The organism is Streptomyces sp. NPDC001530 (genome assembly GCF_042894545.1).
In the GTDB taxonomy this organism is placed as follows: Bacteria; Actinomycetota; Actinomycetes; order Streptomycetales; family Streptomycetaceae; genus Streptomyces.
The window spans coordinates 444,525-469,512 of sequence record NZ_JBIAVS010000001.1 but is presented as its reverse complement, the minus strand read 5'-3'; the positions used below and the strand labels follow the sequence as shown (position 1 = coordinate 469,512).

At 69.5% G+C, this 24,988-nt stretch carries 18 protein-coding genes and 1 pseudogene; 15 read left to right on the top strand and 4 right to left on the bottom strand.

All coding sequences use genetic code 11. The annotated features are described in order from the left end of the window. Window position 1 precedes the first annotated feature (1 nt). From ACFY0T_RS02100 to ACFY0T_RS02035, 14 genes are all read left to right on the top strand, one after another. Window positions 2-1,063 (top strand): succinylglutamate desuccinylase/aspartoacylase family protein, encoded by a 1,062-nt coding sequence (locus ACFY0T_RS02100; RefSeq protein ID WP_388863904.1) that lies wholly within the window; start codon window positions 2-4, stop codon window positions 1,061-1,063. A gap of 81 nt (window positions 1,064-1,144) precedes the next feature. Then, window positions 1,145-2,254: an ABC transporter substrate-binding protein gene (locus tag ACFY0T_RS02095; RefSeq protein ID WP_388863902.1), complete on the top strand. Its 1,110-nt coding sequence runs from the start codon at window positions 1,145-1,147 to the stop codon at window positions 2,252-2,254. Next, on the top strand, window positions 2,247-3,386 hold the full coding sequence (locus ACFY0T_RS02090; RefSeq protein ID WP_388863900.1) for an ABC transporter ATP-binding protein: 1,140 nt from the start codon (window positions 2,247-2,249) through the stop codon (window positions 3,384-3,386). Before ACFY0T_RS02095 ends, ACFY0T_RS02090 begins: the two co-directional genes overlap by 8 nt. A 3-nt stretch (window positions 3,387-3,389) precedes the next feature. After that, the gene (locus ACFY0T_RS02085; protein ID WP_388863898.1) at window positions 3,390-4,283 is read left to right on the top strand and encodes an ABC transporter permease; all 894 of its coding nucleotides are present in this window, start codon (window positions 3,390-3,392) and stop codon (window positions 4,281-4,283) included. Continuing rightward, window positions 4,280-5,146 carry an ABC transporter permease gene (locus ACFY0T_RS02080; protein WP_388863896.1) on the top strand — a complete coding sequence of 289 codons (867 nt, stop codon included), beginning with the start codon at window positions 4,280-4,282 and terminating at the stop codon, window positions 5,144-5,146. The genes ACFY0T_RS02085 and ACFY0T_RS02080 overlap by 4 nt, the downstream gene beginning before the upstream one ends. After that, window positions 5,143-6,504 (top strand): aminotransferase class III-fold pyridoxal phosphate-dependent enzyme, encoded by a 1,362-nt coding sequence (locus tag ACFY0T_RS02075; protein WP_388863894.1) that lies wholly within the window; start codon window positions 5,143-5,145, stop codon window positions 6,502-6,504. Before ACFY0T_RS02080 ends, ACFY0T_RS02075 begins: the two co-directional genes overlap by 4 nt. 30 nt (window positions 6,505-6,534) lie before the next feature. Continuing rightward, on the top strand, window positions 6,535-7,488 hold the full coding sequence (locus tag ACFY0T_RS02070) for a succinylglutamate desuccinylase/aspartoacylase family protein (RefSeq protein ID WP_388863892.1): 954 nt from the start codon (window positions 6,535-6,537) through the stop codon (window positions 7,486-7,488). Then, on the top strand, window positions 7,485-8,945 hold the full coding sequence (locus ACFY0T_RS02065; protein ID WP_388863890.1) for an aldehyde dehydrogenase family protein: 1,461 nt from the start codon (window positions 7,485-7,487) through the stop codon (window positions 8,943-8,945). The genes ACFY0T_RS02070 and ACFY0T_RS02065 overlap by 4 nt, the downstream gene beginning before the upstream one ends. Continuing rightward, a complete protein-coding gene (locus tag ACFY0T_RS02060; protein ID WP_388863888.1) occupies window positions 8,942-9,880 on the top strand; it encodes an aldo/keto reductase in 939 nt (312 codons plus the stop codon). Before ACFY0T_RS02065 ends, ACFY0T_RS02060 begins: the two co-directional genes overlap by 4 nt. A 45-nt stretch (window positions 9,881-9,925) precedes the next feature. Then, window positions 9,926-10,591 carry a haloacid dehalogenase type II gene (locus ACFY0T_RS02055; protein ID WP_388863886.1) on the top strand — a complete coding sequence of 222 codons (666 nt, stop codon included), beginning with the start codon at window positions 9,926-9,928 and terminating at the stop codon, window positions 10,589-10,591. Window positions 10,592-10,641: 50 nt separating this feature from the next. Then, window positions 10,642-11,925 carry an NAD(P)/FAD-dependent oxidoreductase gene (locus tag ACFY0T_RS02050; protein ID WP_388863884.1) on the top strand — a complete coding sequence of 428 codons (1,284 nt, stop codon included), beginning with the start codon at window positions 10,642-10,644 and terminating at the stop codon, window positions 11,923-11,925. A gap of 93 nt (window positions 11,926-12,018) precedes the next feature. After that, a complete protein-coding gene (gene aspA, locus ACFY0T_RS02045) occupies window positions 12,019-13,485 on the top strand; it encodes an aspartate ammonia-lyase (RefSeq protein ID WP_388863882.1) in 1,467 nt (488 codons plus the stop codon). A gap of 117 nt (window positions 13,486-13,602) precedes the next feature. Further along, on the top strand, window positions 13,603-15,126 hold the full coding sequence (locus tag ACFY0T_RS02040) for an ABC transporter substrate-binding protein (protein ID WP_388863880.1): 1,524 nt from the start codon (window positions 13,603-13,605) through the stop codon (window positions 15,124-15,126). Window positions 15,127-15,132: 6 nt separating this feature from the next. Beyond that, the gene (locus ACFY0T_RS02035) at window positions 15,133-17,010 is read left to right on the top strand and encodes an ABC transporter permease subunit (RefSeq protein ID WP_388863878.1); all 1,878 of its coding nucleotides are present in this window, start codon (window positions 15,133-15,135) and stop codon (window positions 17,008-17,010) included. On the opposite strand, the gene ACFY0T_RS02030 is transcribed toward ACFY0T_RS02035, so the two are convergent. Continuing rightward, entirely contained in the window at window positions 16,946-17,899 is a 954-nt protein-coding gene (locus ACFY0T_RS02030; protein ID WP_388863876.1) for an expansin EXLX1 family cellulose-binding protein, read from the bottom strand. The genes ACFY0T_RS02035 and ACFY0T_RS02030 overlap by 65 nt on opposite strands. A 775-nt stretch (window positions 17,900-18,674) precedes the next feature. Here ACFY0T_RS02030 and ACFY0T_RS02025 point away from each other — a divergent pair. After that, on the top strand, window positions 18,675-19,142 hold the full coding sequence (locus ACFY0T_RS02025; protein ID WP_388863874.1) for a hypothetical protein: 468 nt from the start codon (window positions 18,675-18,677) through the stop codon (window positions 19,140-19,142). 186 nt (window positions 19,143-19,328) lie between these two features. Here the strand turns inward: ACFY0T_RS02025 and ACFY0T_RS02020 are convergent, their stop codons facing one another. The 3 genes and pseudogenes from ACFY0T_RS02020 to ACFY0T_RS02010 form a co-directional block, all read right to left on the bottom strand. After that, window positions 19,329-20,411: an RICIN domain-containing protein gene (locus ACFY0T_RS02020; RefSeq protein WP_388864204.1), complete on the bottom strand. Its 1,083-nt coding sequence runs from the start codon at window positions 20,409-20,411 to the stop codon at window positions 19,329-19,331. Between the two features lie 113 nt (window positions 20,412-20,524). Then, window positions 20,525-22,108 (bottom strand): annotated as a pseudogene (locus ACFY0T_RS02015) (glycoside hydrolase N-terminal domain-containing protein); the annotation flags it as partial. A gap of 244 nt (window positions 22,109-22,352) precedes the next feature. Continuing rightward, a complete protein-coding gene (locus ACFY0T_RS02010; RefSeq protein WP_388863872.1) occupies window positions 22,353-24,584 on the bottom strand; it encodes an alpha-L-fucosidase in 2,232 nt (743 codons plus the stop codon). Between the last annotated feature and the right edge of the window lie 404 nt (window positions 24,585-24,988).

The window sequence follows — 24,988 nt, the reverse complement described above, 5'->3', positions numbered from 1 at the left end:
CATGAACGACACCACCCTCTCCGTCGGCTCCCTTCAGGCCCGGCCCGGCACCAAGGTCCGCGGCACCGTCCAGGCCGACCTCGGCACCCTCACCGCGGACATCCCGCTAACCCTGGTCAACGGCGCCCGCCCCGGCCCCCGGGTCGTCATCACCGCGGGTGTGCACGGCGGCGAGTTCCCGCCCATCGACGCCGTCGTGCGACTGGCGGACGGGCTGGAACCCGCCGAGGTGCACGGACAGGTGATCATCTGTCCGGTCGCCAACCCTCCCGCCGTGTACCAGGGTCGGCTCAACATCTCCCCGGTCGACGGCGTGAACCTCAACCGCGTCTTCCCCGGCGACCCGGCCGGCGGCCCCACCGAGCGGCTGGCCGCCTGGCTCTTCGCCCACCTGGTCGACGGCGCCGACGTCTACATCGACCTGCACTGCGGCGGCATCGACCAGGTCCTGCGGGACTTCGTCGGCTACCGCCTCACCGGTGACCCGGACCTGAACAAGGCGACGGCCGAACTGGCAGGCTCCTTCGGCATCGAGGACGTCATCCTCGGACTGAACGCGGACGGCGGCAACAGCCACGCGGCCGCCGCCCGCCGGGGCGTCTCGGCGGTCCTCGTCGAGGTGGGCCAGCTCGGCCAACGGGACGAGGCCACTGCCCTCCGCCGCGTCGACGGCCTGCTGAAGGCACTTCGCCATCTGGGCGTCCTCGACCAGGACGGTTCCGCCCCGGCGCCGATCCGCGCATGGGTCTGGTCCGCCGGCGTCACCGCTGAGGCCACCGGCCTGTGGTACCCGGAGTTCTCCTTCGACGCCGACGTCATCGGCGAAGTCGCCGAGGGCGACCTCCTCGGCCGCATCGTCGACCCGACCGACGGCACGGAGCACACCGTCCACGCCCCGGCCGACGGACGGATCTTCTACGGCATGCACGGCCTCACCGTCGCCACCGGCGCCGAACTCGCCGCCCTCGCCGTCCCGTGGGATCCCGACACGGCCGCGCGAGCCGACACCCTCCGGACCCCCGGTGTAGGCGCCGGATCCGACGAGGCGGGTCCCCGCCCCTAGCCCCCCTTTCAGCCGCCCCCCTTTCCACGTCCCCAGCCGCCGCTCCCCCTTCTCGCGGCCAGCACCACCAGGAGGCACACGATGAAAGATGCCCGGATAGACCGCAGACTGTTCCTGCGAGGAATAGGCGGGGTCACGGCGGGTGTCGCCGCCGCGACCGCCCTCAGCGCCTGCGGTACCGGCACCAGCCGGTCCGTCGCCGGCAGCGGCGGCAAGGGCGGCAAGACGGTGGTCGTCCGCGACAGCGGCGGTTCCTACGGCGCGGCTCTCCAGAAGGCGATCTACACGCCGTTCACCCAGGAGACCGGGATCTCCGTCAAGGTGCTCAACCTGGACGACGCCCCGCTGCTCGCCCAGATCAAGCAGGGCCGCCCGCAGTGCGACCTCATCAACAACTCGATGATGTCCCACACCAAGTACGTCAAGCAGGACGACGCCCTGGAGACGCTGGACCACGACCGGATCAAGAGCCTGAACAGCGCGAAGATCCCCGAGAACCAGATCACCGACCATGCCATCGGCTACGGCTTCTACGGCCAGTGCATCGCGTATCGCACCGACGCCTTCGGTGGCCGCAAGCCGGAGTCGTGGGCGGACTTCTGGGACACCAAGGCGTTCCAGGGCGGCCGTTCGATGTGCAGCCCGGACGGTGACCTGCCGGAGCTGGAGTTCGCGCTGCTGGCCGACGGCGTCCCGATGGACAAGCTGTACCCGCTCGATGTGGACCGCGCCTTCAAGGTGCTGACCCGGCTGCGGTCCGACATCAAGAAGTTCTGGGACAGCGGCCCGCTCCCCGGTGTCCTCCTCAGCCGCCAGGAGGTGACGATGTCCACCGTCTGGGACGGCCGGATCGCCGATCTGCAGAAGCAGGGCGTCCCGGTCGAGAGGCAGCTCAACGGCATGCGCCGCCAGTTCTCGGGCTACGCCATCGCCAAGGGCGCGGCCAACGTGGACAACGCCTACAAGCTCATGGACTTCTCGCTGCGGGCGGAGAGCCAGGCCGCCCTGGCCAAGGCCTTCCCACTGAACCCGGCTTCCCCGCTGGCCTACGCCAAGCTCACCGAGGCCGAGCGCAACGCCCTCGCCGGTGCGCCCAAGTACTACGACAAGGGTTTCGACGCGGACATCGACTGGTGGCTGAAGAACGAATCGGCCGTCACCAAGCGCTGGTTGGAGTGGGCTCGTGGCTGAATTCGGTGTCGCCACACCGTCCGTCAAGGTGGCCGGCAACAAGCCGGCCACCGCGACCGGCAAGTCGCTGTCGGTTGTGGCATTGCGCAAGACGTACGGGGACGTGGTCGCCGTCGACGAGGCGTCCATGGAGATCGCGGCCGGGGAGTTCGTCACCTTCCTCGGCTCCTCCGGGTCGGGCAAGACCACGACCCTCATGATGATCGCCGGTTTCTGCGAACCCGACTCCGGCACCATCACCGTCGGGGACCGTGACGTCACGCGGCTCGCCCCGCAGAAGCGGGGCCTCGGCTTCGTCTTCCAGCAGTACCTGCTCTTCCCGCACATGACGGTCAGCGAGAACGTCGCCTTCCCGCTCACGCTGCGCGGAGTGCCCAAGGACGAGATCCGCAGGCGAGTCGGGGAGACGCTGGAGATCGCCGGCCTGTCCGGCTTCGGCGGTCGCAAGCCGCGCGAGCTGTCCGGCGGTCAGCAGCAGCGTGTCGCCCTGTGCCGGGCACTGGTCTACCGCCCGCCGGTCATCCTCATGGACGAGCCGCTCGGCGCCCTGGACAAGAAGCTCCGCGACCAGCTCCAGGTCGAGATCAAGACCATCCAGCAGGAACTCGGCCTGACCGTCATCTATGTGACGCACGATCAGGAAGAAGCGCTGGTCATGTCCGACCGCATCGCGGTCATGCGCAACGGCCTGATCGAGCAGTTCGACACCCCCCGGGAGCTGTTCGAGCGGCCGAAGACGCCCTTCGTCGCGGACTTCCTCGGCGCGGCCAACTTCCTGCCCGGCCGAGTGGAGAAGCACACCGACGAGCACACCCTGGTCCGCCTCGACAAGAGTGGCGGCCTGCTGAAGGCGCGCCGCCACGACCTCGCCTCCGGCGCCCAGGTCAAGGTCGCCGTCCAGCCGGGCCGACTGCGGGCCTGTGCCACCGACGACGGCTTCTGTACCGGCACGGTGGAGACCGCCACGTACGTGGGCACGCTGGTCCGCGCGGGCGTGCGGATCGATGGCGGTGACGCGCCGCTGCTGCGCCTGGAAGTACCGGCCGGCCGAGGCCCCGTCGCCGGCGAGCGGGTCGGAATCACCGCAGACCCGGACGACGTCAACCTCTTCGCCGACGAACAGGGAGGGTGAGCCATGGCCGCCCTCACCGCCACCGCCCCCGCCCGTCCGCGCAAGCTCCTGGCGTCGCGCAAGACCCGGGTCGGGATCCTCTACGCGCTGCCGGTCGTCGTCTATCTGCTGGTGCTGTTCGTCTACCCGATCTTCAGCACGCTGCTCCTCAGCCTGAAGAACCCCGACGGATCGCTGACGCTGCACTGGTACGCCGACGCGCTGACGGGGGTCAACCTCGCCGTCCTGGTCACCACGCTGCGGATCTCCGCCGAGACGGCGCTGTTCAGCCTCGTCCTCGGCTTCGTTCTGGCCAACGCGATCACCCGGCTCAAGCCCCTGTGGGCCGGACTGGCCATGCTGATCGTCGTCGTCCCGCACTTCATCAGCGCCCTGGTGCGCACCTACGGCTGGATCATCATGCTCGGCGACAAGGGCCTGGTGAACGAGACCCTGACCAGCCTGTCGGTACCGGGGGCGCCGTTCCCGCTGCTCTACAACGAGCTGGGCGTGGTCATCGGCACCACCTCCATGATGCTTCCCTACACCGTGCTGCTGCTGTACGGCGTGATGCGCGGTGTGGACCGGCGGCTGCTCGCGGCCGCGTCGAGCATGGGCGCGGGACGCGTGACGATCTTCCGCCGGATCTACCTGCCGCTGGTCGCCCCCGGACTGGCCAGCGCCGGACTGCTCAGCTTCATCCTGTCGCTGGGCTACTACATCACCCCGGCCCTGATGGGCGGACCCAACCAGACGATGATCGCCACCCTCATCAACCAGCAGGTGACGAAGGAGAACCAGTGGAACGGGGCGGCCGCTCAGGGAGTCATCCTGCTGCTGCTCACCCTCGCCGGACTGCTGCTGGTCAAGCTCATCAGCTCCCTCGGCGCCAGCCGTAAGAAGAGGAGTGCGTCATGATGGAGCTGCGCAAGACCCTCGCCGGGCGGATCGCTCTCACCGCGGTCGCCACCGTGATCCTGCTGTTCCTGGCGCTGCCGATCGTCGTCATCGTCGTCACCTCGTTCAGCAACAACGCATTCGCGGCGTTCCCGCCTCAGGCGTGGACGCTGAACTGGTACAAGGCGCTGTTCGCCGACGGCAGCAAGTGGCCGGCCGCGCTGTCACTGAGCGCCCTGGTCGCCGCCCTGAGCACCGTGTTCTCGCTGATCATCGGTGTGACCGCGGCGACCGCCCTGACGCGAAGTGAACTGCCGCTGCGCTCGGCGGTCTACGCTCTGGTGCTCGGACCGCTGGTCATTCCGCAGATCGTCACCGCGCTGGGCCTGTTCCTGCTCTTCGAGCCCGCCGCGATGCTGGGCAGCCCGATCGCCATCGCCCTGGGTCACACCGTGCTGGCCTCGCCGATCGCGGTGCTGATCCTGATCGCGACCCTGCGCGGGATCGACGAACGGCTGGAGGACGCCGCGGCGAGCATGGGGGCCGGCCGTCTGACGATTGCCCGGCGGATCACCTTCCCCCTCGCCGCGCCGGGAATGATCGCGGCAGCGATCTTCTCGTTCATCACCAGCTTCGACGAGTTCTACATCTCCCAGTTCCTCTCCTCGGTCGACACCGTCACCCTGCCTGTGCAGGTCTACAACTCGCTGACCTTCGAGATCGACCCCAGCGTGACCGCGGTCAGCGCGATCCTCATCGCCTTCGCGATCCTCGCCCTCGGCCTGGTGGCCCTGGTGCGCTGGATCGGGTCCGGGCGGCAGGAATCCCTGCTGTCGGTCGAGACCGCGACCGGGATCGCCACCCCGGGAGGCGACGCCGTATGATCACCGCCACCGCTCAGCGGCATCTGCTGCTGAACATGACCGACAACGGCTCGCTCGCGATGCCGGGCCAGGAACTGTTCGTCGTCCGCCGCGGCGAGGGCCCGTACGTCGATGACGAGGACGGCAGACGTTACATCGACGGTCTGTCAGGGCTGTACTGCTGCCAGCTCGGCTACTCCTACGGCCCCGAGTTCGCCGAGGCAGCCGAACGGCAACTGCGCGAGCTGTGCTACAGCCCGCTGTGGACCGGCTCCGCGCATCCCTCGGCCATCGAACTCGCCGAGCGGCTGTCCCGGATCGCCCCCGTCGACATCGAGCACACCTTCTTCGCGAGCGGCGGTGCCGAAGCCGTCGAGACCGCCTGGAAGTTGGCCCGCCGCTACCACGCCCTGCGCGGTGAGCCGGGCCGCACCAAGGCGATCGCCCGGCGTGGCGCCTACCACGGGCTGACCGTCGGCGCCCTGTCCCTCACCGACGACCCCGGCCTGACGGAGCCGTATGGTCCGCCGGCGATCGACACCCGGTTCGTGTCGAACACCAACCGCCTCGGCCTCGCACCGGAGTTCGCGGACGACGAGGTGTACACGGCGTGGCTGCTCGCCGAGCTGGAGGCCGAGATCCTGGCCGAGGGCCCGGAGACCATCGCGATGCTCATCGCCGAGCCGGTGCAGAACCGGGGCGGCTGCATCACCCCGCCCCAGGGTTACTGGCAGGGGTTGCGGGCGCTGGCCGACCGGTACGGCTTCCTGCTCGTCGCCGACGAGGTGATCACCGGCTTCGGCCGGATCGGGGAGTGGTTCGGCGGGGACCGCTACGGGGCCCGCCCGGACATGGTCACCGTCGCCAAGGGCATCACCTCCGGATACGCCCCCCTGGGCGCGACTCTGGTCGGCACCAAGGTCACCGAGGTCATCAACCGGCCCGGCGCGGTCCTCAACCACGGCTACACCTTCGCCGGGCACCCGCTGAGCACGGCCATCGCCCTGCGCAACCTGGAGATCATGGAGCGGGACCGGATCCTGGACAACGTCCGCGCTCTCCAGGGCGACCTGGCGAAGCGCATGGCGGCGCTCAAGGACCTGCCGATCGTCGGCGACGTCCGCGGCACCGGGTTCTTCTACTCCTGCGAACTCGTCGGTGACCTCGACGACGGCGGTTTCAGCGCCAAGGCCCGAGCCGATCTGATCGGCGACCTGATCCCGCGCCGACTGCGCGAGGCCGGCCTGCTGGCCCGCGTCTACGACCGCTCCGCGCCGCTGGTCCAGATCGCGCCCCCGCTGATCAGCGACCGCGCTGTCCTCGACCGTATCGCCGCGATCATCGCGGGCACCCTCGCCGAGGCGTCCACCCGCATCTGATCCACGAATCCCGCATTGGGAAGGAACCACATGTACTCCATCGGTGCACTGACCGTCGCCCCGGGCGAGCGCGCCCAGGGCCTGATCCCGGTCGGTACCAGCAGCTACGGCGTGGAGCTCGGAATTCCGCTGATCGTCGTCAACGGCGCCCAGGACGGCCCGGTCCTGTGTGTGGACGCGGGCGTGCACGGCGACGAGTACGACGGCCAGGAGGCCATCCGGCGCGTCCTCGCCGAGATCGACCCGGCCACCCTGCGCGGCACCGTCGTCGGCATCCCCTGCCTGAACACCCCGGCCTTCGAGGCGGCCGCCCGCGCGAGCGGCATCGACCACCTCAACCTCAACCGCATCTTCCCGGGCGACGCCGAGGGCTCGTACTCGCAGCGGCTGGCCGCCACCTTCGTCGAGCAGGTCGTGCCGGCCGTCGACGCCGTGGTCGACCTGCACACCGGCGGCGCCTACGGTGAGATCGCCCCGCTGGTCATCCTCCAGGGTGGTTACGAGGACCTGGCCACCGACCTGGCCCTGGCTGCCGGGCACGAGCTGGTCTGGAAGGGCGGCAAGTGGGGCGGCACGGTCCGCCACCCCGTTCTCGAGGCCGGCAAGCCCGCCATCACCATCGAGTGCGGTGGCGCCACGTACCGCGAGACCAACGTCGAGCATCACATGAACTCGATCCGCAACATCCTGCGCAGCCTCGGCATGACCGACGGCGAGGCGGAGCTGCGGGACACCTACACGACCGTCTCCGGCACGTTCGCCCGCTCCGCCGCCGGTGGCTTCTTCGTCGCCCGCGCCGAGCCGGGGGAGACCTGCAAGGAAGGCGACCTGATCGCCACCATCACCGACCACTACGGCAACACGCTGGAAGAGGTCAGCGCGCCGCAGGACGGCATCGTGCTCTGGGTCCGCCGGATCCGCACGGTCCGCCCGGGCGACGAGGTCGTCATCTTCGGCGAGGTGCTGGGGGAGATCCGGCCATGAGCGGCGAACTGCAGCTGACCGAGCTGCTGATCGACGGCAAGCAGGTCCCGGCCGCCGACGGTTGCTCCTTCACCGTCCTCGACCCGTCGAACGGCACGGCCATCGCCCAGGTGGCGCTGGCCGGCAAGGCGGACGTGGACCAGGCGGTGGCCGCCGCGCGCGCGGCCTTCACCGCTCCAGAGTGGGCCGGGATGCGTGCCGCCGACCGGGGGCGCATCCTGTTCCGGATCGCGGAGGCCATTCGCTACCAGGGAGAGCGGCTGGCCCGCCTGGAGAGCCAGGACGTCGGCAAGCCGCTCCGCCAGGCGAAGGCCGATGTCGAAGCGGCCGCCCGCTACTTCGAGTTCTACGCGGGCGTCGCCGACAAGCTCGGCGGCTCGACGATCCCGCTCGGCCCCGGCCTGCTCGACTACACCGTCCGTGAGCCGATCGGCGTCTCCGGCCAGATCATCCCGTTCAACTACCCGCTGCAGAACACCGCGAGGGGCTCCGCCCCGGCGCTGGCCGCAGGTTGCACGGTGGTGCTCAAGCCCTCACCCGAGGCGCCGCTCACCCCGCTGGAGATCGGCAGGATCGCCCTGGAGTGCGGACTTCCGCCGGGCGTGCTGAACGTCGTCCCCGGTGACGGCGAGACCGGCGCGGCCCTCGCCGGCCACCCGGACATCGACCAGGTCACCTTCACCGGGTCCGTGCCCACCGGCATCAAGGTCGCCCAGGCCGCCGCCGCCAACGTGGTGCCCTCCGTCACCGAACTGGGCGGCAAGTCGCCGGTCGTCGTCTTCGCGGACGCCGACTTCGACCTGGCGCTCGGCGCGGTCGCCGCCTCCGCGTTCGGCAACGCCGGGCAGACCTGCTCCGCCGGCACCCGGCTGCTGCTCCAGCGCGGCGCCGAGGAGTTCCTGGACAAGCTCGTCGCGCACGTCGCGTCCCTGCGCATCGGCCCGGGTCTCACCGACCCGGACGTCGGCCCGCTGGTTGCCGCACGGCAGCGGGACCGGGTCCTCGGCTACCTGGAGTTGGCGGGGGAGGAGGGCGCCGTGGCACGGGCCGGCGGAGGCGCCCCCTCGGACCCCGAGCTGGCAGACGGCTACTACGTCGAGCCGACCGTCCTGACCGGACTGGACAACCAGGCCCGTTGCGCCCGCGAGGAGATCTTCGGTCCGGTCGTCACGGTCATCGAGTTCGACGACGCGGCCGAAGCACTGGAGATCGCCAACGACAGTCCGTACGGCCTCGCCTCGTACGTGTGGACCCGCGACATCGACAAGGCGATGCGTATGGCCGAGGGCATCCGGGCCGGCCAGGTCTATGTCAACGCCACTGGTATCGGCACCGGCGTGGAACTCCCCTTCGGCGGCTACAAGCACAGCGGCTGGGGCCGCGAGAAAGGACTCGAAGGCCTGGCCAGCTACCTGCAGACCAAGAACGTCTGCATCGGATTCGGGAACCGGTCATGAGATACCGCACGCTCGGAGAGCGCGGCCCGACCGTCTCGGTGGTCGGCGTGGGCGGCAACAACTTCGGCAGCCGCCTCGACGAGGACGGCACGAAGGCCGTAGTCCACGCCGCCCTCGACGCCGGGATCACCCTGTTCGACACCGCCGACATGTACGGCGGGTCCGGGGAGCGGGGCGGGTCCCGCGGCGACGGCGAACGGCTGCTCGGTGCCGCGCTCAAGGGCCACCGTGACCACGTGGTGCTGGCCACCAAGTTCGGCATGGAGATGGGCCGGGACGCCGACCTGTACGGCCGGCGGGGCGCCCGCCCCTACATCCGGTACGCGGTCGAGGCATCGCTCAGCCGGCTCGGCACCGACCGGATCGACCTGTACCAGTACCACGAGCCGGACGGCGTCACGCCGTTGGAGGAGACGGTCGCCGCGCTCCAGGAGCTGGTCGACGAGGGCAAGATCCGGTACATCGGTTGCTCCAATCTCCCGGCCGAGCAGGTCACGGACGCCTTCGTGTCCACCCAGGCGCGCTACCACATGCTCGACCGCGGTGCGGAACAGGACCTGATCCCGGCCTGCCTGCACCACGGCCTCGGCCTGCTGCCGTACTACCCGCTGGCCAACGGCCTGCTCAGCGGCAAGTACCGCCGCGGCGAGGAGCCCCCGCCCGGCAGCCGCCTGACCTGGCGCCAGGGCTGGCTCACCGACGCGGCCCTCGACCGGGCCGAGGCGCTCACCGAGTACGGCGCCGAACGCGGCCTGACCCTCCTCCAGGTCGCGGTCGGCGCACTGGCGGCCCTGCCCGCCGTCGGCTCCGTCATCTGCGGCGCCATGACCCCCCAACAGGTCACCGCCAACGCGGCGGCGGCCGACTGGATACCCAGCCCGGCCGACCTGGCCGTGCTTGACGCGATCGTCGCCCCGGGCGAACGCGTCGTCTGAAGCCCCCACCCCCTCTGAAAACCCGCGAGACTGAGGCTGGACACCATGCGAGAGATCGTCACCTTCGACGCCTATGCAACCCTGATCAACTTCGAGCTCGGCCCCACGACCCTGAAGGTCATCGAGGATCGGCTGGATCTGGACAACCTGGATGTCGACGAGTTCCTCGACGACTTCCGCGTCATGCGCTTCCAGGCCGTCCTGGAGGCCTACCGCCCGTACCACGAGATCCTGCACTCCAGCCTGCGCAACGCCATGCGCCTGCACGGCCTGGAGTACCGAGAGTCCGACGGCGACGCCCTGGTCGAGGCCGTCCCCACCTTCGGTCCCTTCCCGGAGGTCCCGGACGCGCTGCGCGCGCTGAAGACCAGGTACGAGATCGCCATCATCTCCAACACCGACGACAACATGATCGCGCGGAACGTCGAGAACATCGGCGTCGAATTCGACTACGTCATCACCGCCGAGCAGGCCGGCGCCTACAAGCCGGACCGGCAGACCTTCGAGCATGCCTTCAAGACCATGGGCGTCGAGCCGTCCCAGGTCATACACACCGCCCAGGGCTGGGAGTACGACCACATCCCGACCCGCGACCTCGGCCTGAAGCGCCGGGTGTGGATCAACCGCTACGGCCGCCCGGGCAGCGCCGACTACCAGCCGTACGACGAGCTGCCCGACCTGTCGGGCCTGCCGAAGTTGCTCGGCTGCTGACCTACGGCGCACCGGCGAAACAGGACTGAGAAACACAGAGGACGCACGCCATGAAGCAGATCCCCTACTGGCTGGACACAGCTCCCGCCCTGCCCGACCGCTCCGGAAAGGACCTGCCCGAAGAGGCGGACGTGGTGGTGATCGGCGGCGGCCTCACCGGCCTGTCCACCGCCTACCACACCGCCCGCAAGGGTGCCCGGACCGTCCTCGTCGAGAAGGACAAGGTCGGCTCGGGCGCCTCCGGGCGCAACGGCAGCATGTGCACCCAGGGCATCACCATCAGCCCCGCCGAGGCGCGCAAGCGCTATGGCCAGGAGCGCGCCCGTGAGCTCTACGACGCCTTCCGCGAGGCGGTCGACGTCGTCGAGGACCTCACGGTCCAGGAGCAGATCGACTGCGACTTCAAGCGCTCCGGGCGCCTCGGCCTGGTCTGCAAGCCCCAGCACTTCGAGGGCCTGCGCGCCAAGCAGCGCGACCTGGCCGAGAACTTCGGCCACGAGACGATCGTCCTGAGCAGGAGCGAACTGCGGGCCGAGCTCGACTCGGACTACTACCACGGCGCCCTGCTCGACCCGCTCAGCGCGGGTCTGCACGTGGGCAAGTTCGTCGGCGGCCTGGCAGATGCCGCCGAGCGTGCCGGCGCCGAGATCCACGAGCGCAACGCCGCCACCGGCCTCACCCGCCTCCCCGGCGGCGGCTTCCTGGTGGAGACCCTGCACGGCACCATCCGTGCCAAGCAGGTCATGGCGGCGACGGACGCCTACACCGACAAGTCGATGCCGTGGTTCCGCAAGCGGCTGATCAACGTCGGCAGCTTCATCATCGTCACCGAGCCGCTGGGGGAGGCGCGCGCCAAGGAGCTCATCCCGAACGGCCGCCTGCTGGTCGCCCACAAGAATGTCGGCCACTACGTCCGCCTCACCCCGGACAACCGCCTCGCCTTCGGCGGCCGAGCCCGCTTCGCCCCCTCCAACCCGGCCTCCGACATCAAGAGCGGTGACATCCTCAAGCGGGAGATGACCGAGATCTTCCCGCAACTGGCGGGGGTGCGCATCGAGTACGTGTGGGGCGGCATGGTCGGTTTCTCCTGGGACCGCATTCCGCACGCGGGCGAGGTCAACGGCCTGTACTACTCCATGGGTTACTGCGGACACGGCGTCCAGATGGCCACGTACATGGGCCGCGCGGTCGCCGAGATGATGGACGGCAAGCCGGAGGCCAACCCGCTGCGCGGCTTCGGTTTCCCGAAGGTCCCCGTCCCCTTCTACAACGGCACGCCCTGGTTCCTGCCGTTCGGCGGCGCCTATTACAAGGCGAAGGATCGCCTGCTCTGAGCAGGTACCGACGCCGGTGACACCACGGGGGCCTTGCGCGCAGCGGCGCGGAAGGCCCCCCACCATGCCTCCCGAGAGAAGGCCCCCAGCCTCATGAACGCCGTCATCCGCATTGAGCACGATCTGCTCGGTGACCGGGATGTTCCCGTCGACGCCTACTGGGGTGTTCACACCCTGCGCGCCACGGAGAACTTCCCGATCACCGGCACTCCCATCTCCGCCTACCCGCACCTCATCGACGCCCTCGCCGCCGTCAAGGAGGCTGCTGCCCTCGCCAACGAGGAGCTCGGGCTGCTGGAGCCGAGGAAGGCCGCCGCGATCGTCGCCGCCTGCCGGGAGATCCGCGACGGCAAGCTGCACGACCAGTTCGTCGTCGACGTCATCCAGGGCGGCGCCGGCACCTCGACCAACATGAACGCCAACGAGGTTGTCGCCAACCGGGCGTTGGAGCTGCTGGGGCACGAGAAGGGCCACTACCAGTTCCTGCACCCGAACGAGGACGTCAACCTGGGCCAGTCGACCAACGACGTCTACCCGACCGCCGTGAAGATCGCGACGGTGTTCGCTGTGCGCGGGCTGCTCAAGGCGATGGCCGTCCTGCAGGACGCCTTCGCCCGCAAGGCCGTCGAGTTCCGCGACGTGCTGAAAATGGGCCGCACCCAGCTCCAGGACGCGGTGCCGATGACACTGGGCCAGGAATTTTCCGCGTACGCCGTCATGATCGAGGAGGACCGCAGCCGGCTCGCGGAAGCGGTGGAGCTGATCCACGAGATCAACCTGGGCGCCACGGCAATCGGCACCGGCCTCAACGCCCCCGCCGGATACGCCGAGGCCGCCCGCCGCCAACTCTCCGACATCACCGGGCTGCCGCTGGTCACCGCCGCCAACCTGGTCGAAGCCACGCAGGACTGCGGCGCGTTCGTGCAGATGTCCGGCGTGCTCAAGCGGATCGCCGTCAAGCTGTCCAAGAGCTGCAACGACCTGCGCCTGTTGTCGTCCGGGCCGCGGGCCGGTCTGGGGGAAATCAATCTGCCGCCGGTGCAGGCCGGTTCGTCGATCATGCCCGGCAAGGTCAACCCGGTGATCCCCGAGGTCGTCAACCAGGTCGCCTTCGAGGTGATCGGCAACGACGTCGCCATCACCATGGCCGCCGAGGCCGGACAGCTCCAGCTCAACGCCTTCGAGCCGATCATCCTGCACTCGCTGTCGGAGAGCATCACGCACCTGAGGAACGCGTGCGTGACGCTGGCCGAGCGCTGCGTCTCCGGCATCACCGCCAACACCGAGGCGCTGCGCCGCACCGTGGAGAACTCCATCGGCCTGGTCACCGCCCTCAACCCGCACATCGGCTACACGGCGGCCACCGACATCGCCAAGGAGGCCCTCGTCAGCGGCCGCGGCGTGGCCGAACTCGTCCTGGAGAAGGGCCTGTTGCCCGCCGAGACCCTCGCCGACCTGCTGCGGCCCGAGGCCGTGGCGGGCGCCGGGCCCTGGCTTGACGGGTGCGGTGCGCCGGGACGGAGGCCGAGCGGGCATGCCCGAAGCGATCTCATTGGTTGAGAGTTCACCCACCGAGGTAGATCAAGTAAGGCTTGCCTTATATGCTGACCGCGCCCCCTTCGCCCCCATCTGGCGTGCAGGGGCTCAGATCATCCTCTCTCGCATGACAGGACCCCCATGCGTACGACCTCCCGCGGTCTCCTCTTGACGCTTGCTCTTACCCCGCTCCTGGCCGGATGTTTCGTGGCGGGCGAACCGGGCTCCGGTTCGGATGCGGAAGGCGGGTCGGCCGGGCGGCTGAGGGTCGCGCTCGCGGTACCGCCGGTGCAGGCCCTGTCGCCGTACAGCAACGACGCCACCGTGCTGAGCAAGCTCTCCGTGGCCGAAGGACTCACCGCCCTGGACAAGAACGGCGCCGCCGCGCCCGCGCTGGCGAAGTCCTGGAATCAGGTCAACCCCACCACCTGGACCTTCGAGCTGCGCAAGGCCACCTTCCAGGACGGTACGCCGGTCACCGCCGAGTCCGTGGTCAACGCCCTCGACCACGCCGATGCCGCCGAGCCCAAGCCCCGCGTCCTCAGCGACGTCACCCTCACCGCGAAGGCCGACGACGCCGACACGGTCACGATCAGCACCAAGGCCGCCGACCCGGTGCTGCCGCTGCGGCTGGCCAGCCCCGCGCTGGCCATCCTCTCCTCGAAGGCGTACGCGAAGGACGGCACCGTCAGCCCGGTCGGCACCGGGACGGGCCTCTTCAAGATCACGAAGCTCACCGGCAAGTCCAAGGCCGCCCTCGACCGATACGACGGCTACTGGGGCGGCAAGGCCAAGGCCTCGGGCATCGACGTCACCTGGATAGCCGACGGCACCGCCCGCGCCAACGCCCTCCGCAGCGGCGACGTCGACATCGCGGAGTGGATCCCCACCGCCCAGGCGAAGCTGCTGGACGACAAGACCCGTCACGAGGTGCCGTCCGTACGGACCGACAGCCTTGTCCTCCATACCGGCAGCGGCCTCTTCACCGACCCGGCGCTGCGCGCGGCGGCCCGCGAGGCCGTCGACGGTTCGGCGCTCGTCGACTCCGTCTTCGGCGGGTACGCCGACCCCGCGCAGGGCCTGTTCGGGCCGGCCGTGTCCTGGGCGGCCGACAAGCGCGTCGAGGTCACCGGCCGCGCCAAGGCCGCGACCACCGCACAGGTCAAGGCCGAGACGAAGGGCACGACCCTGCGCCTGGCCACCTACACCAACCGCGCCGAACTCCCCGAGGCCGCCACCGTCCTGCAACAGCAGCTGGAGAAGGCCGGCTTCACCGTCAAGCAGGACGTGCGCGAGTACACGCAGATGGAGGCCGACCTCCTCGCCGGCAAGTACGACGCCCTCGTCTTCTCCCGGGTGACGCTCCTCGACACCGGCGACGCGGTCGCCTACCTGGCGAGCGACTACACGAGCGACGGCGTGTACAACATCGCCGGTCTGAAGGACTCCAAGGTGGACCGGGCCATCAAGTCCGCAGCCGAGGAAGGCGACACGACGAAGCGCCAGCAGAAGATCATGGCCGCCGAGGCGGAGATCCTGCGCACCGACGCCGTCGTGCCGCTGGTCCACGAGAAGGTCGTCCAGGGCATCGCCACCGATGTCGAGGGCGTGCTCCTCGACCCTCGTGAGCGCTCCCTGATCGACGTCGACACCCACCTGAAGTAGCGGCCGATGAGCGTTCCGTCGGTCCGTACCGAGGCCGGCCCGTCCCGGTGGCGCGCGGGCCTCGGCCGCCTCGCCGCCGGGACCGCGCTGCTGACGGCCGTGGCCATGCTGCCCTGGCTGTCCGGCAACGACCCCGCGCTGACCGTCCTGCGGGCCCGTTCCGCCGACCAGGATCCGACCCCTGAGCAGCTGGCCGCTGTCCGGGAGCAACTGGGGCTGGACGAGGGGCCGTTCGCGCATCTCACGCACTGGCTCGGCGGGCTGCCGCGGGGCGACGCGGGCACATCCTGGGTGTCGGGTGAGGCGGTGCTGCCCCAGGTGACAGGTGCCTTCGCGGTCTCCTTCACGCTGATGCTCGGGGCGCTCGTGATCACGATCGCGGTCGCCGCACTGGTCAGCGCCCGCACCCTGTACCTCGGCTCCCGGCGACGGCTGCACCGGGGGAGAGGGGCCGTCGGGGTCGCCGTCCTCGCCGCGGTGCCCAAATTCCTGCTCGCCTCGCTCCTCGCCACCGTGTGCGGGGTCTGGCTGGGCTGGTTCCCGTCCAGCGGGTGGGCGGGACCGGCGTCGATGGTGCTGCCCGCGCTCGCCCTCGGTGTCCCGTCCGGGGCGATGACCGGCGGTCTGCTCGACCAGTCGCTGCCCGCCGCCTTCAACGAGCCGTGGGCCCGGACCTGGCACGCCTACGGCTTCGCGCCCGGCCGCGTCGCCCGGCATGCGCTGCGGCGCGCGCTGGCCGGGGTGCTCCCGCAACTCCTGCCGACCGTCGTGGCCCTGGTCGGTGGCGCCGTCGCGGTGGAGAAGATCTTCAACATTCCCGGGCTCGGCCGTCTCGCCCTGGACGCCGCCATCGCCCAGGACCTGCCACCCCTGCAAACCGCGACCCTGGCCCTCATCCTGCTCGGCGTCGTCGCCGGCCTCCTCATCCGCGCCCTGCGTCGCGCGCTGCTCGGCCCGGCCCTGCGGGACGGGGCCCTGCCCGCGCTGCACGCACCGGCCGCTTCCCGAGGGCGCTTCACCCGCTGGGCCGCAGTGGCCTGTGCCCTCGCCCTGCTCGTTCTGGTCACCGCCGGACTGCTCCGCGACCCGCTCCATGTGGACACGGCGGCCCGACTGCTCCCGCCCTCAGCCGCACACCCGTTGGGTACGGACGCGCTCGGCCGCGATCTGCTGGCCCGGCTGGGCCACGGGGCGCTGCGCACGGTGGGCGTGGCCCTCGTGGTGACCGCGGTGTGCACGCTCACCGGGCTGTTGCTCGGCATGGCGGCACAGGTCGGCGTGGGGCTCACGGAAGTGGTGTCGACGATGCCGGCGGTCCTCGCCGGACTGCTGACCACCGCGGTGACCGGCCCGTCGGCCTGGGGTGCCGCCCTCGCGGTCTGCCTGGTCGGCTGGACCCCTTACGCTGCCCAGGCCGCGGCGTTGCTGGAACAGGAGCGGGCCAGCGGCCACATGCTCGCGTCCCTCTCCTTCGGCGCCGGCCCGGGCTATCTCCTCCGCCACCACCTGCTGCCCGCCGTACTGCCCCCCGTCCTGCGCAACGCCCTCCTGCGCCTGCCCACCACCGTCCTCGTACTGGCCTCTCTCGGCTTCCTAGGTCTGGGCGAGCAGCCGCCCACCGCGGAGTGGGGCCGCCTGCTGTCGGAGAACCAGCCGTACGTGGAACTGGCGCCCTGGACCGTACTCGGCCCGGCGTGCGCACTCGTCCTGCTCTCCGTTCTCGCTGTGTCCGGCACGGACGCCGTGGCTGTGCGCAGCTCGGCGTCCGTCCGGACGTCACGTCGGTCCCGTGGGAGAGGTGCGCAGGCGCAGGGCGGGATCAGTGCCGGGCGAACTGAACCCCGGTCGGTTGCACGACGTTCGGCCGCAGCGCGATCCCGGTGACGGTCAGGCGTTCTCCGTAGATGTCCGTGACTCTGATCGAGCTGCCGCACCCGCTGCCGTCGGCGGAGACGAAGTAGTTGTATTCCGTGCGGGGCAACTGCCGCCAGCCGCCGCCGGTCCGGACCTCCAGGCGCGCGACCGGGTTGCGGTGACCGATCGCCTGGATGCCGCACCAATAGGGGTTGGACCCGGTCTTGTACCTGATGGACATCGTCTCGGAGATGCTGGGGCTCAGCAGCTGCCAGGTGATCGGGATCCGGCCGACCTTGAGGTCGGCGAGCTTGGCGAAGGCCTCTTGGCTGAGGTCGAGTTGCCCGGGTGCGCAGGGCAGGGGGCATTCGTTGGTGATCCGTACGGTGATCGACTTGCCGTTGGCCGCGCGGACGAGCACGTACGCGCCGCACGCCCTGGACGTCTCGTAGTCCGTGGTGTTCATGGCCGCGATCATGAGGTCGGGACTCGGGCCGAACAGGCAGGCGCCGTTTCCGTCCTCGGCCTCGTAGGCGGTGGCGACCCCGGTGTAAGTGGTGCCGGGCCGAATCCGCCCTGCCGACGACGCCGTGGTCGACGCCGTTCGCGGGGACTGTGGGGTGTTTGTGGCCGACGGTCGTGCCGGCGCGGTGGTCGCAGTGGCCGTCGGACTCGGGGTGCCGGTCGCACTCGGCGTCCCCGACGCGGTCGGGGTGCCCGTCTCGGGCGGGGTGGCGGCCCTCACCTGGGTGGTGGCGACGGGTGTGGGCGCGGCAGGAACTGCATCCGTCCTGCGGTCGGGGAGCACCCCCATGACCAGGTAGGCGAGAACGCCCGCGGCGGTCAGTGCCAACGTAGTGCCCAGTATGAGTCGGCGTCTCTGCCTGCGCTGCCGCGCGGCCTGCCTTGCTGTCTGCATACCTGTCCGTTCGGAATATCGAGCCGATGGTGCACTGCTCAGTGGCCGCAGGAAGCGAAAAGGTTGCCGACGATTTCTCACCGGGGCGTGCCTGCTTTCCGCGGTAAGGCGTATCCGGACGGCTAGTGCAGGCCAAGACTACGAGGAGTACATGAGTGAACAGAGTGAGGCCCAGGGCCGCGACAGCGTTGGCGATCGCCCTGGCGGCCGTCTCAGGCACAGTGCCGGCCGCCACGGCTGCCGACACCGGGGGATACGGCGGACATCCGTGCCGATGTGAACCGTGACGGTCGGTCGATGTCACCCGTGATTCCGATGCCGTGGGCAAGACGACGTGGAGCAGCGAGCGGGGCGCGATATTCCTCCCCAACATCGGTGACAGACAGGGGCGTTGCAAGACGAGGAACGCGGGACGGCCGCTGGCTGTCCAACGCCCGGCTCCAGGCCTGCAACGACGCCCAGGGCAATGTCGTACGGGCGCCCGAGTACCTGGCGCCGCTGTGCACAGTGCCGGTCGACAACGTCTCGGACGCCGCCACCGGTGGCCTCCAACTGATCGGCGCGGGCAAGTCCAAGGTCCGGCTGTTCCTCAGGCGCGGCGAAACCTGGACCTATGCCACCGCCGGCACCCGCGTCACTGCCGCCGAACTGCGCGCTTGGCTCCAGCTCGGCCTGGACGGACGGGATGTCCTACGGGAGGGCTGGGACGGCCGGATCACGGTCCGGTTCACCGTCACCGACGGCGATCGCACCTCCGCGGACGAGGTGATGCTGCGTGCGCGCCTGGCTCCGGCCGGCGCACGCGGAGGTGTCGTCGGTCGAAGTCGACGACGAGGCGATCCGGTTGACGGGCTCGCTCCACGGATCGACGGCGCGGGCGCACCACTACCGCTTCATGGCCCGGCTCCAGGCGAACGGCGGCCGCCTCATCGACGCCCCTTGTCCTGTCGATCCGTACGGCGAATTCCACATCACCCTGCCGGTCGACCTGGTGGCGGAACTCCATCCCGGCGGAGAGGCGCTGTGGGATCTGCGCCTGAGCGCGTATGGCGGGGCGGAGATCCGCCTGGCGATGGTGACCGGCGATCTCGTCGACCGCCGGGACGTCAGCGTGTTCCCGGCCATCCGGTGCGCGGGCCCCGGCGGTGGACTGTCGCTGCGGCCCCAGCTGACAGGTGATCACGACCTGGTGCTCAGAACCGCCGATGCGGTGCTGGGCAGACCGTACAGGGGAGTCTCGTGAACACCGCTCCGGGCCCTGCGCGATGACCCACCTGCCGTGCGCGCCGAATCCGCCATGGGTGCCGACGGCGCTCCAAGAAGGCATCGCATGCGTTTCCGGCGGATTCAACAGCGTGGTGTTGCTGTGCTGGGGCCTGCTCATGGGCATCGCCTTGGCCGGCACACGGGTGAAGTAGCGCGGTGACGGTCAGAGGGCGACGAGTTGCCACTGCTGGTTGGTTCCGTCGCCGACGGGCCACTGGATGACGCGGGCGCCGTCGTTCGCTGATCCGCCCTCAACGTCCGCGCACAGCCCGTTGCGGACGTTGACGAGCCGGACGTATCCGCTGCCCGCGTCGACGAGCTTCCAGTGCTGATTGTCGCTGCTGTTGTCCTGCCACTGGATGAGCTGGGCTCCCTGGCTGGAGCCTCCGGGGCTGTCGATGACCTTGCCGCTGTGGCGGGCGGCGAGGCGGAAGGAGCCGTCGGCGTCGGGCTGGAGCCGCCACTGCTGGTTCTGGCTGCCGGACCAGCCCCACTGGATGATTTTGGCGCCGTCGGCGGTACTGCCGCTGGTGACGTCGAGGACCTTGCCGCTGCGCCGGTTGACGAGCCGGAAGAAGCCGCTGAGCAGGGAGACGGTGATGTCCGTGCGCTGGCCGGCGGCCAGCGAGACCTTCTTGGCGTGGGTGCCGAGGGAGGAGGGCGTGACGGTGGCCGTGGTGGTCACGGAGTTCATGCCGCGGCGGCTGATCAGGGTGACGTCCTGGTTGACGGCGGAGGTGACGGACAGCTTGGCGGTCCGCGCGTTCAGGTCCCAGTCGAAGCTGTGGATCCGGATCCGGCCGCGGGCCCGGACCCCGGTGATCGTGCCCTTCGGCAGCTGGTCGGGCAGGGCGGGGAGGATCTCCAGCACCCCGGGCCGGCTGTAGATCAGGGCCTCGGCCAGCACGCCGGGGATGGCGTTCGCGGCGTCGGCGTTGTAGATGTCGAGGTTCGGGTTGTGGGAGGTCATCAGCGACTTGAAGACCATGTTGTTGCCGAGGATCTTCCGCAGGTTGCCGTAGACCTGTCCGCCGTCCTTCAGCCGGGCCCCGGCCAGTGCGCGGTGCAGGCTGCCGTGGGCGGAGACGTTCTGGTCGCCGCGCAGCTCGAGGGCCCGCTGCGCCGGGCGGACCAGGGAGGGCTCGTCCTCGGGGTTGATCTCGTGCAGCGGCCAGGCGCCGTAGAGATGCTGGACATGCCGGTGGTTGTAGTTGTCGGTGAGGCTGGGCCAGGACCATTCGGCCAGTGCGTTGTCGCTGTTGACGCGGTAGTCCGGGTCTTCTTCAGCAGCGCCGTCCAGCGGGCGACGCCCTGGCCGCTGCCCTGTTCGACACCGAGGGCGTTGGCTGCGTCGATGGCGGCCTGGAGGGCGTGCTTGCCGGCCATGATGTCGCCGGTGGCATTGATCGAGAAGTAGACGCCGGTGTTGCCGGGGGCGTTCTCCATGGAGAAGGACGGTACGAAGACCGACTTGCCGTTCGCGTCGGTGCGGGTGAGGAAGTCCTCGTAGAACAGGGCGAGTTCCATCAGTGCGGGACCGAGCTTGTCGCGCAGGAACGCCTGGTCGCCGGTGACCTCGTAGTACTCCAGGAGCGGGTAGAGCAGCCAGTCGGCGCTGCCGGTCCAGCAGTGGCCGGGGAAGTTGCCGTTGTTGAAGTGGAGCATGTGGCCGTACTCGCCGTCGGTGCGGGACGGGGCGAGGAAGCCGCGGGCTCCGTAGAGGTTCTTCGCGTTGGTGCGCCAGTCGTCGAGCTGGCCGAGGATGAGGTTGAAGTAGCCCTCCATGGCCTCGGTCAGATCCAGGATGTTGCCGCCCGCGACCTGGAGGTTGATGTTGGCGTCCGTGGTGAAGTCGTCGGCCCAGGCGGCGCCCCACGATCCGGCCCAGATGCCGGTGAGGCGGGGTGGCAGGATGCCGCTGGAGCTGATGAAGAAGTAGCGGCCGGAGTCGTAGAGACGTTCCAGCAGCGCCGTGTCGATGACACTGCGGTCGGCGTTCTGACGGGAGATCAGTTCGCTGACGGAGAGCTGCCGGTCGGCGGCCGGCACGTTCAGGTCGAGGCGGGAGCGGTCGTAGAGATCGGTGTGCAGGGTGGTGTGCCGCGAACGCAGCGCGGCGTAGTCGGTGCCGAGCGCGGCCAGTTGGGCGTGCAGCGGCTCGGAGTCCCAGCCGGTGGACGACTCGTAGCGGCCCAGCTTCGTCAGCAGCAGCACCCTGGCCGCCCTGGCCACCACGATCGTGGAGCCGTTGACGGTGACCGTGGCGCCGGTGCCCGAGGCGACGACACGGGTGACGCCCTCGTAGCCGAAGGCGCCCTGCCCCGAGGGGTAGGTGCCGCGCAGGTTCAGGTAGCCGGAGCCGCCTGTGACGGTGGCACGCGTGGTGAAGCTCAGGCTGCCGGGCAGACCGTCGAGTGCGGTGTGGACGCTCAGTGTGGTGTCGACGGTACGGCCGGAAGCGGGTATCAGCTCGTGGACGATGACCTTGTCGGCGCGGGAGACGAACGCCCGGCGCGTCCAGGTGCCGAACTGATCTGTCCAGCTCGAACTCACCTCGCCGGTACGGAAGTCGGTGACCCGCCCGTAGTTGTTGACCGTGGTCATGCCCGGGGTGTCGATGCGCAGTTCGTACGCGGGGTGGTAGGCCTGCGTCCAGCGCAGCGACCAGCCCGCGGCGAAGTCCCGGTTGGCCCCTGCGTAGTCACCCGCGAGCGCTTTGTCGCGTGCGCCTTCGAGACGGCCGGAGATCACCGGCGGGGTCACGTCACGGGTGCCGTTCGGCAGCACCAGCCGGTGGTAGTTGAACACCACCTTCTCCAGGGCGGGAGCGCCGTACAGCACGGCCCCGTATTCGCCGTTGCCGGTGAGGAATCCGTCGGTCCAGGAGGTGGCCGGGGAGGTGTCGTGGATGCCGCGCTCGGGGAGCGTGATCTGCGGTGGCACGGCCGCTTCCGCCCGTCCCGAGAGCAGGCCGCCGGGCAGGGCGGCGGCTCCTGCGGTCAGTGCGACCGCGGTGAGGAACCGTCTGCGGTCGATGGGGCTGGCCGTCACGGGGACTCCTTTGTCCGGTCGGCGGTGCGTGGTGCTGGGGGAGTGGAGCGGTGACCCACCGTCGTGGTGACCCACCGCCGCCCGGTCGACTTGGAACGGAATCCGGGCGGCGGCGGGGGGCCGGGGAAAAAGGGGCTCAGAGGGCCGTGAAGGTCCACAGCAGGTTGGTGCTGCTGCCGTACGTCCACTGCTTGGTGACGGAGCCCGAGGCGACGTTGCCGCCGCCGTCGAGTACCAGGCCGGTGGTGCGGTTGGCGATCGAATAGCGGTCGCCGCCCCGGTGGGTGATCTTCCACTGCTGGTTGGTGCCGCCGTTCCAGGGGGCCTGTCGGGCTGGAGAGCCGTTGTCGGTGGCGCCCCAGCTGTCGGCGACCATGCCGTTCGTGCGGTTGACCAGCCTGTAGTAGCCGCCTCCGACCGCCTCCGCCTGCCATTGCAGGTTGGAACTGCCGTCCCAGGTCCACTGCTTGAGGTTCGACCCGGAGGCCACGTTGCCGCCGCTGTCCAGGGCGAGGCCGTTGGTGACGTTGGTGATCCGGAAGTACGTCGCCGGGTTGAACTGGACCCTCAGCGAGGTGATCTGGTCGTTGTTGCCCGTGACCCGCAGATCGGGGTTGTCGGCGGTGAACGTCCAGGAGGTGCCGGTGAAGTTGTCCCCGGAGTAGCCGACCACCTGGTAGCCGGGGGCCGGCCTGAGGGAGGAGAGGGTGCGCGCGCCCAGTCCGGCCGCGGTCAGGTCGGCCGCGGTGTAGTCGCCGACGGTGAACACGGCGGCGCTGCCGGTGTAGTTGACGTCCGCAAAGGCGACGGCTCCGGCGAGCGGCCGCAGGCCCGGGATCGTGCCGGAGAAAGCGAGCTTCAGGACGTAGGCGCCCGCACTGTAGGGCGCCGAGGACGGCAGGGTGACCGCGAGGCCGGAGGAGTTGTGGACCGGCGTGGGCAGGTCGATGTAGGTGCCGGCGGTGGAGCCGAGGAGCTTGACCGAGGTCAGCGACGAGAGGTTGATCCGGTCCGAGCCGAGGGTCTTGATCGTCAGCGAGCTGCCCGGCCAGCCCAGGACGGTGGCGTACAGGACGTTGTTGGCCTTGTTGCGGGTGAAGCGGATGTCCTGCGCGGTGCCGGCGTGCGGGGTGGTGAACGAGCCGCCGCCCATCTTCGTCGGGCCCTCGCCGTACGCCGTCCAGGCGCGGGTCGAGTACACCGACTCGCCGAAGCGCTTCAGGTGGTCTCCGATACCGAGCAGGATGTCCTTCTGCGCCTGGGGGATGGTGCCGTCGGCCATCGGAGCGATGTTCAGCAGCACGTTGCCGTTCTTGCTGACCCGGTCGATGAACGAGTGCAGCATCTGCTGGGTGCTGTAGTAGCCGATGCCCTGGGTGTAGCACCAACTGCTGCTGGAGATGCTGTCGTCGGTCAGCCAGTACGGGGTGGTGATGTCGGCCGGGCCGCCGCGTTCGTAGTCGAAGACCTCGCCCTTGCCGTTCATGCCGTCCTTGTACGTGGCGACGACCTCACGGCCCCAGCTGTTGGCCTGGTTGTAGTAGTACGCCAGGAAGTTCAGGCGCTGTGTCTCGTCGACGGCGTCCATCCTGAAGTCCTGCCACAGGATGTCGGGCTGGGCGCGGTCGATGACCTCCTTGAGCTTGTCGAACCAGAGCTGGTTCTCCGCGGCCGGGCCCAGCTGCCCGTACAGCTTCTTGAGGCTGCTGTCCGTCTGGGCGGGGACGTGTTCGTAGAAGCCGTTGAAGTTGTACGCGTGGTGCATGGCCACCAGCAGCTTGAGGCCCTTGGCGCGGATGGCCGTGGAGAAGAGCCGCAGCAGGTCCAGCCCCGGGCCTTTGTTCACCGAGTTCCACTCGTTGACCTGGCTGTCCCACATGGAGAAGCCGTCATGGTGCTCGGCGACCGGGCCGGCGAACCTGGCGCCGGCGTCGACGAACAGCTGCACCCACTCGTCGGGGTCGAACTTCCCGCCGGCCGACTTCAGCTTCGGCGCGAACTTCACGAAGTTGCCCGCCAGGTCCTGCGCTCCGTTGATGAAGTTGTGGTACGGCCACGCCGACGGCTGGCCATAGGTCGCGATGTGGTGCTGGTTGGCGTTGCTGCCCGCCTGGTACATGCTCCGCGGGTACCACTCGTTGTCGTAGGCGGGGACGCTGAAGACGCCCCAGTGGAAGTAGATCCCGAACTTCGCGTCCTGGAACCACTCCGGGGCCGGCGGGTGCTGGTCGACCGAGTTCCAGTCGGGCGTGTACGTGCTGGGCGCCGCCTGGGCGATGCCGGCATCGAACACACCTCCGGCAACGGCCGCCGCGGCCACGCAGGTGGCTCCGGCCAGGAAGCGGCGTCTGTTGATCGAACTCGACATGGAGACATCCCTGGTGCAGAGGGGGGACAGGGGAATGCGCGGGGACACGAGTCGGCGCGGCTGCTGTGCACAGGGCGCCGCTTGTTACGCATGAAGGTCCGCCATGTCTCCCTGGGATGTCAACTGGTGTGCAGGGATGAAAAGCGCCGTACGGTCAGGCAATTGGCTCCATTTATGCAATTTTTGATGTGATTTGCGACTGCCCAAACATGGCATGTCTGTCAGGGCCTCGTGGTCGATTGGGGCCATTCATCGGCGAGAATTGATGGGATGGATCTTGCTCCTGTGCAGTGTCATCCTGTCCCCGGGCGGACTGTGAGCTGGAGTTTCGAAACGGATCAAGCGAGGGGCTGGACAGCACGCCAGGGAGGCGCCTATAAACATCCCATCTCTACTGCACGGCG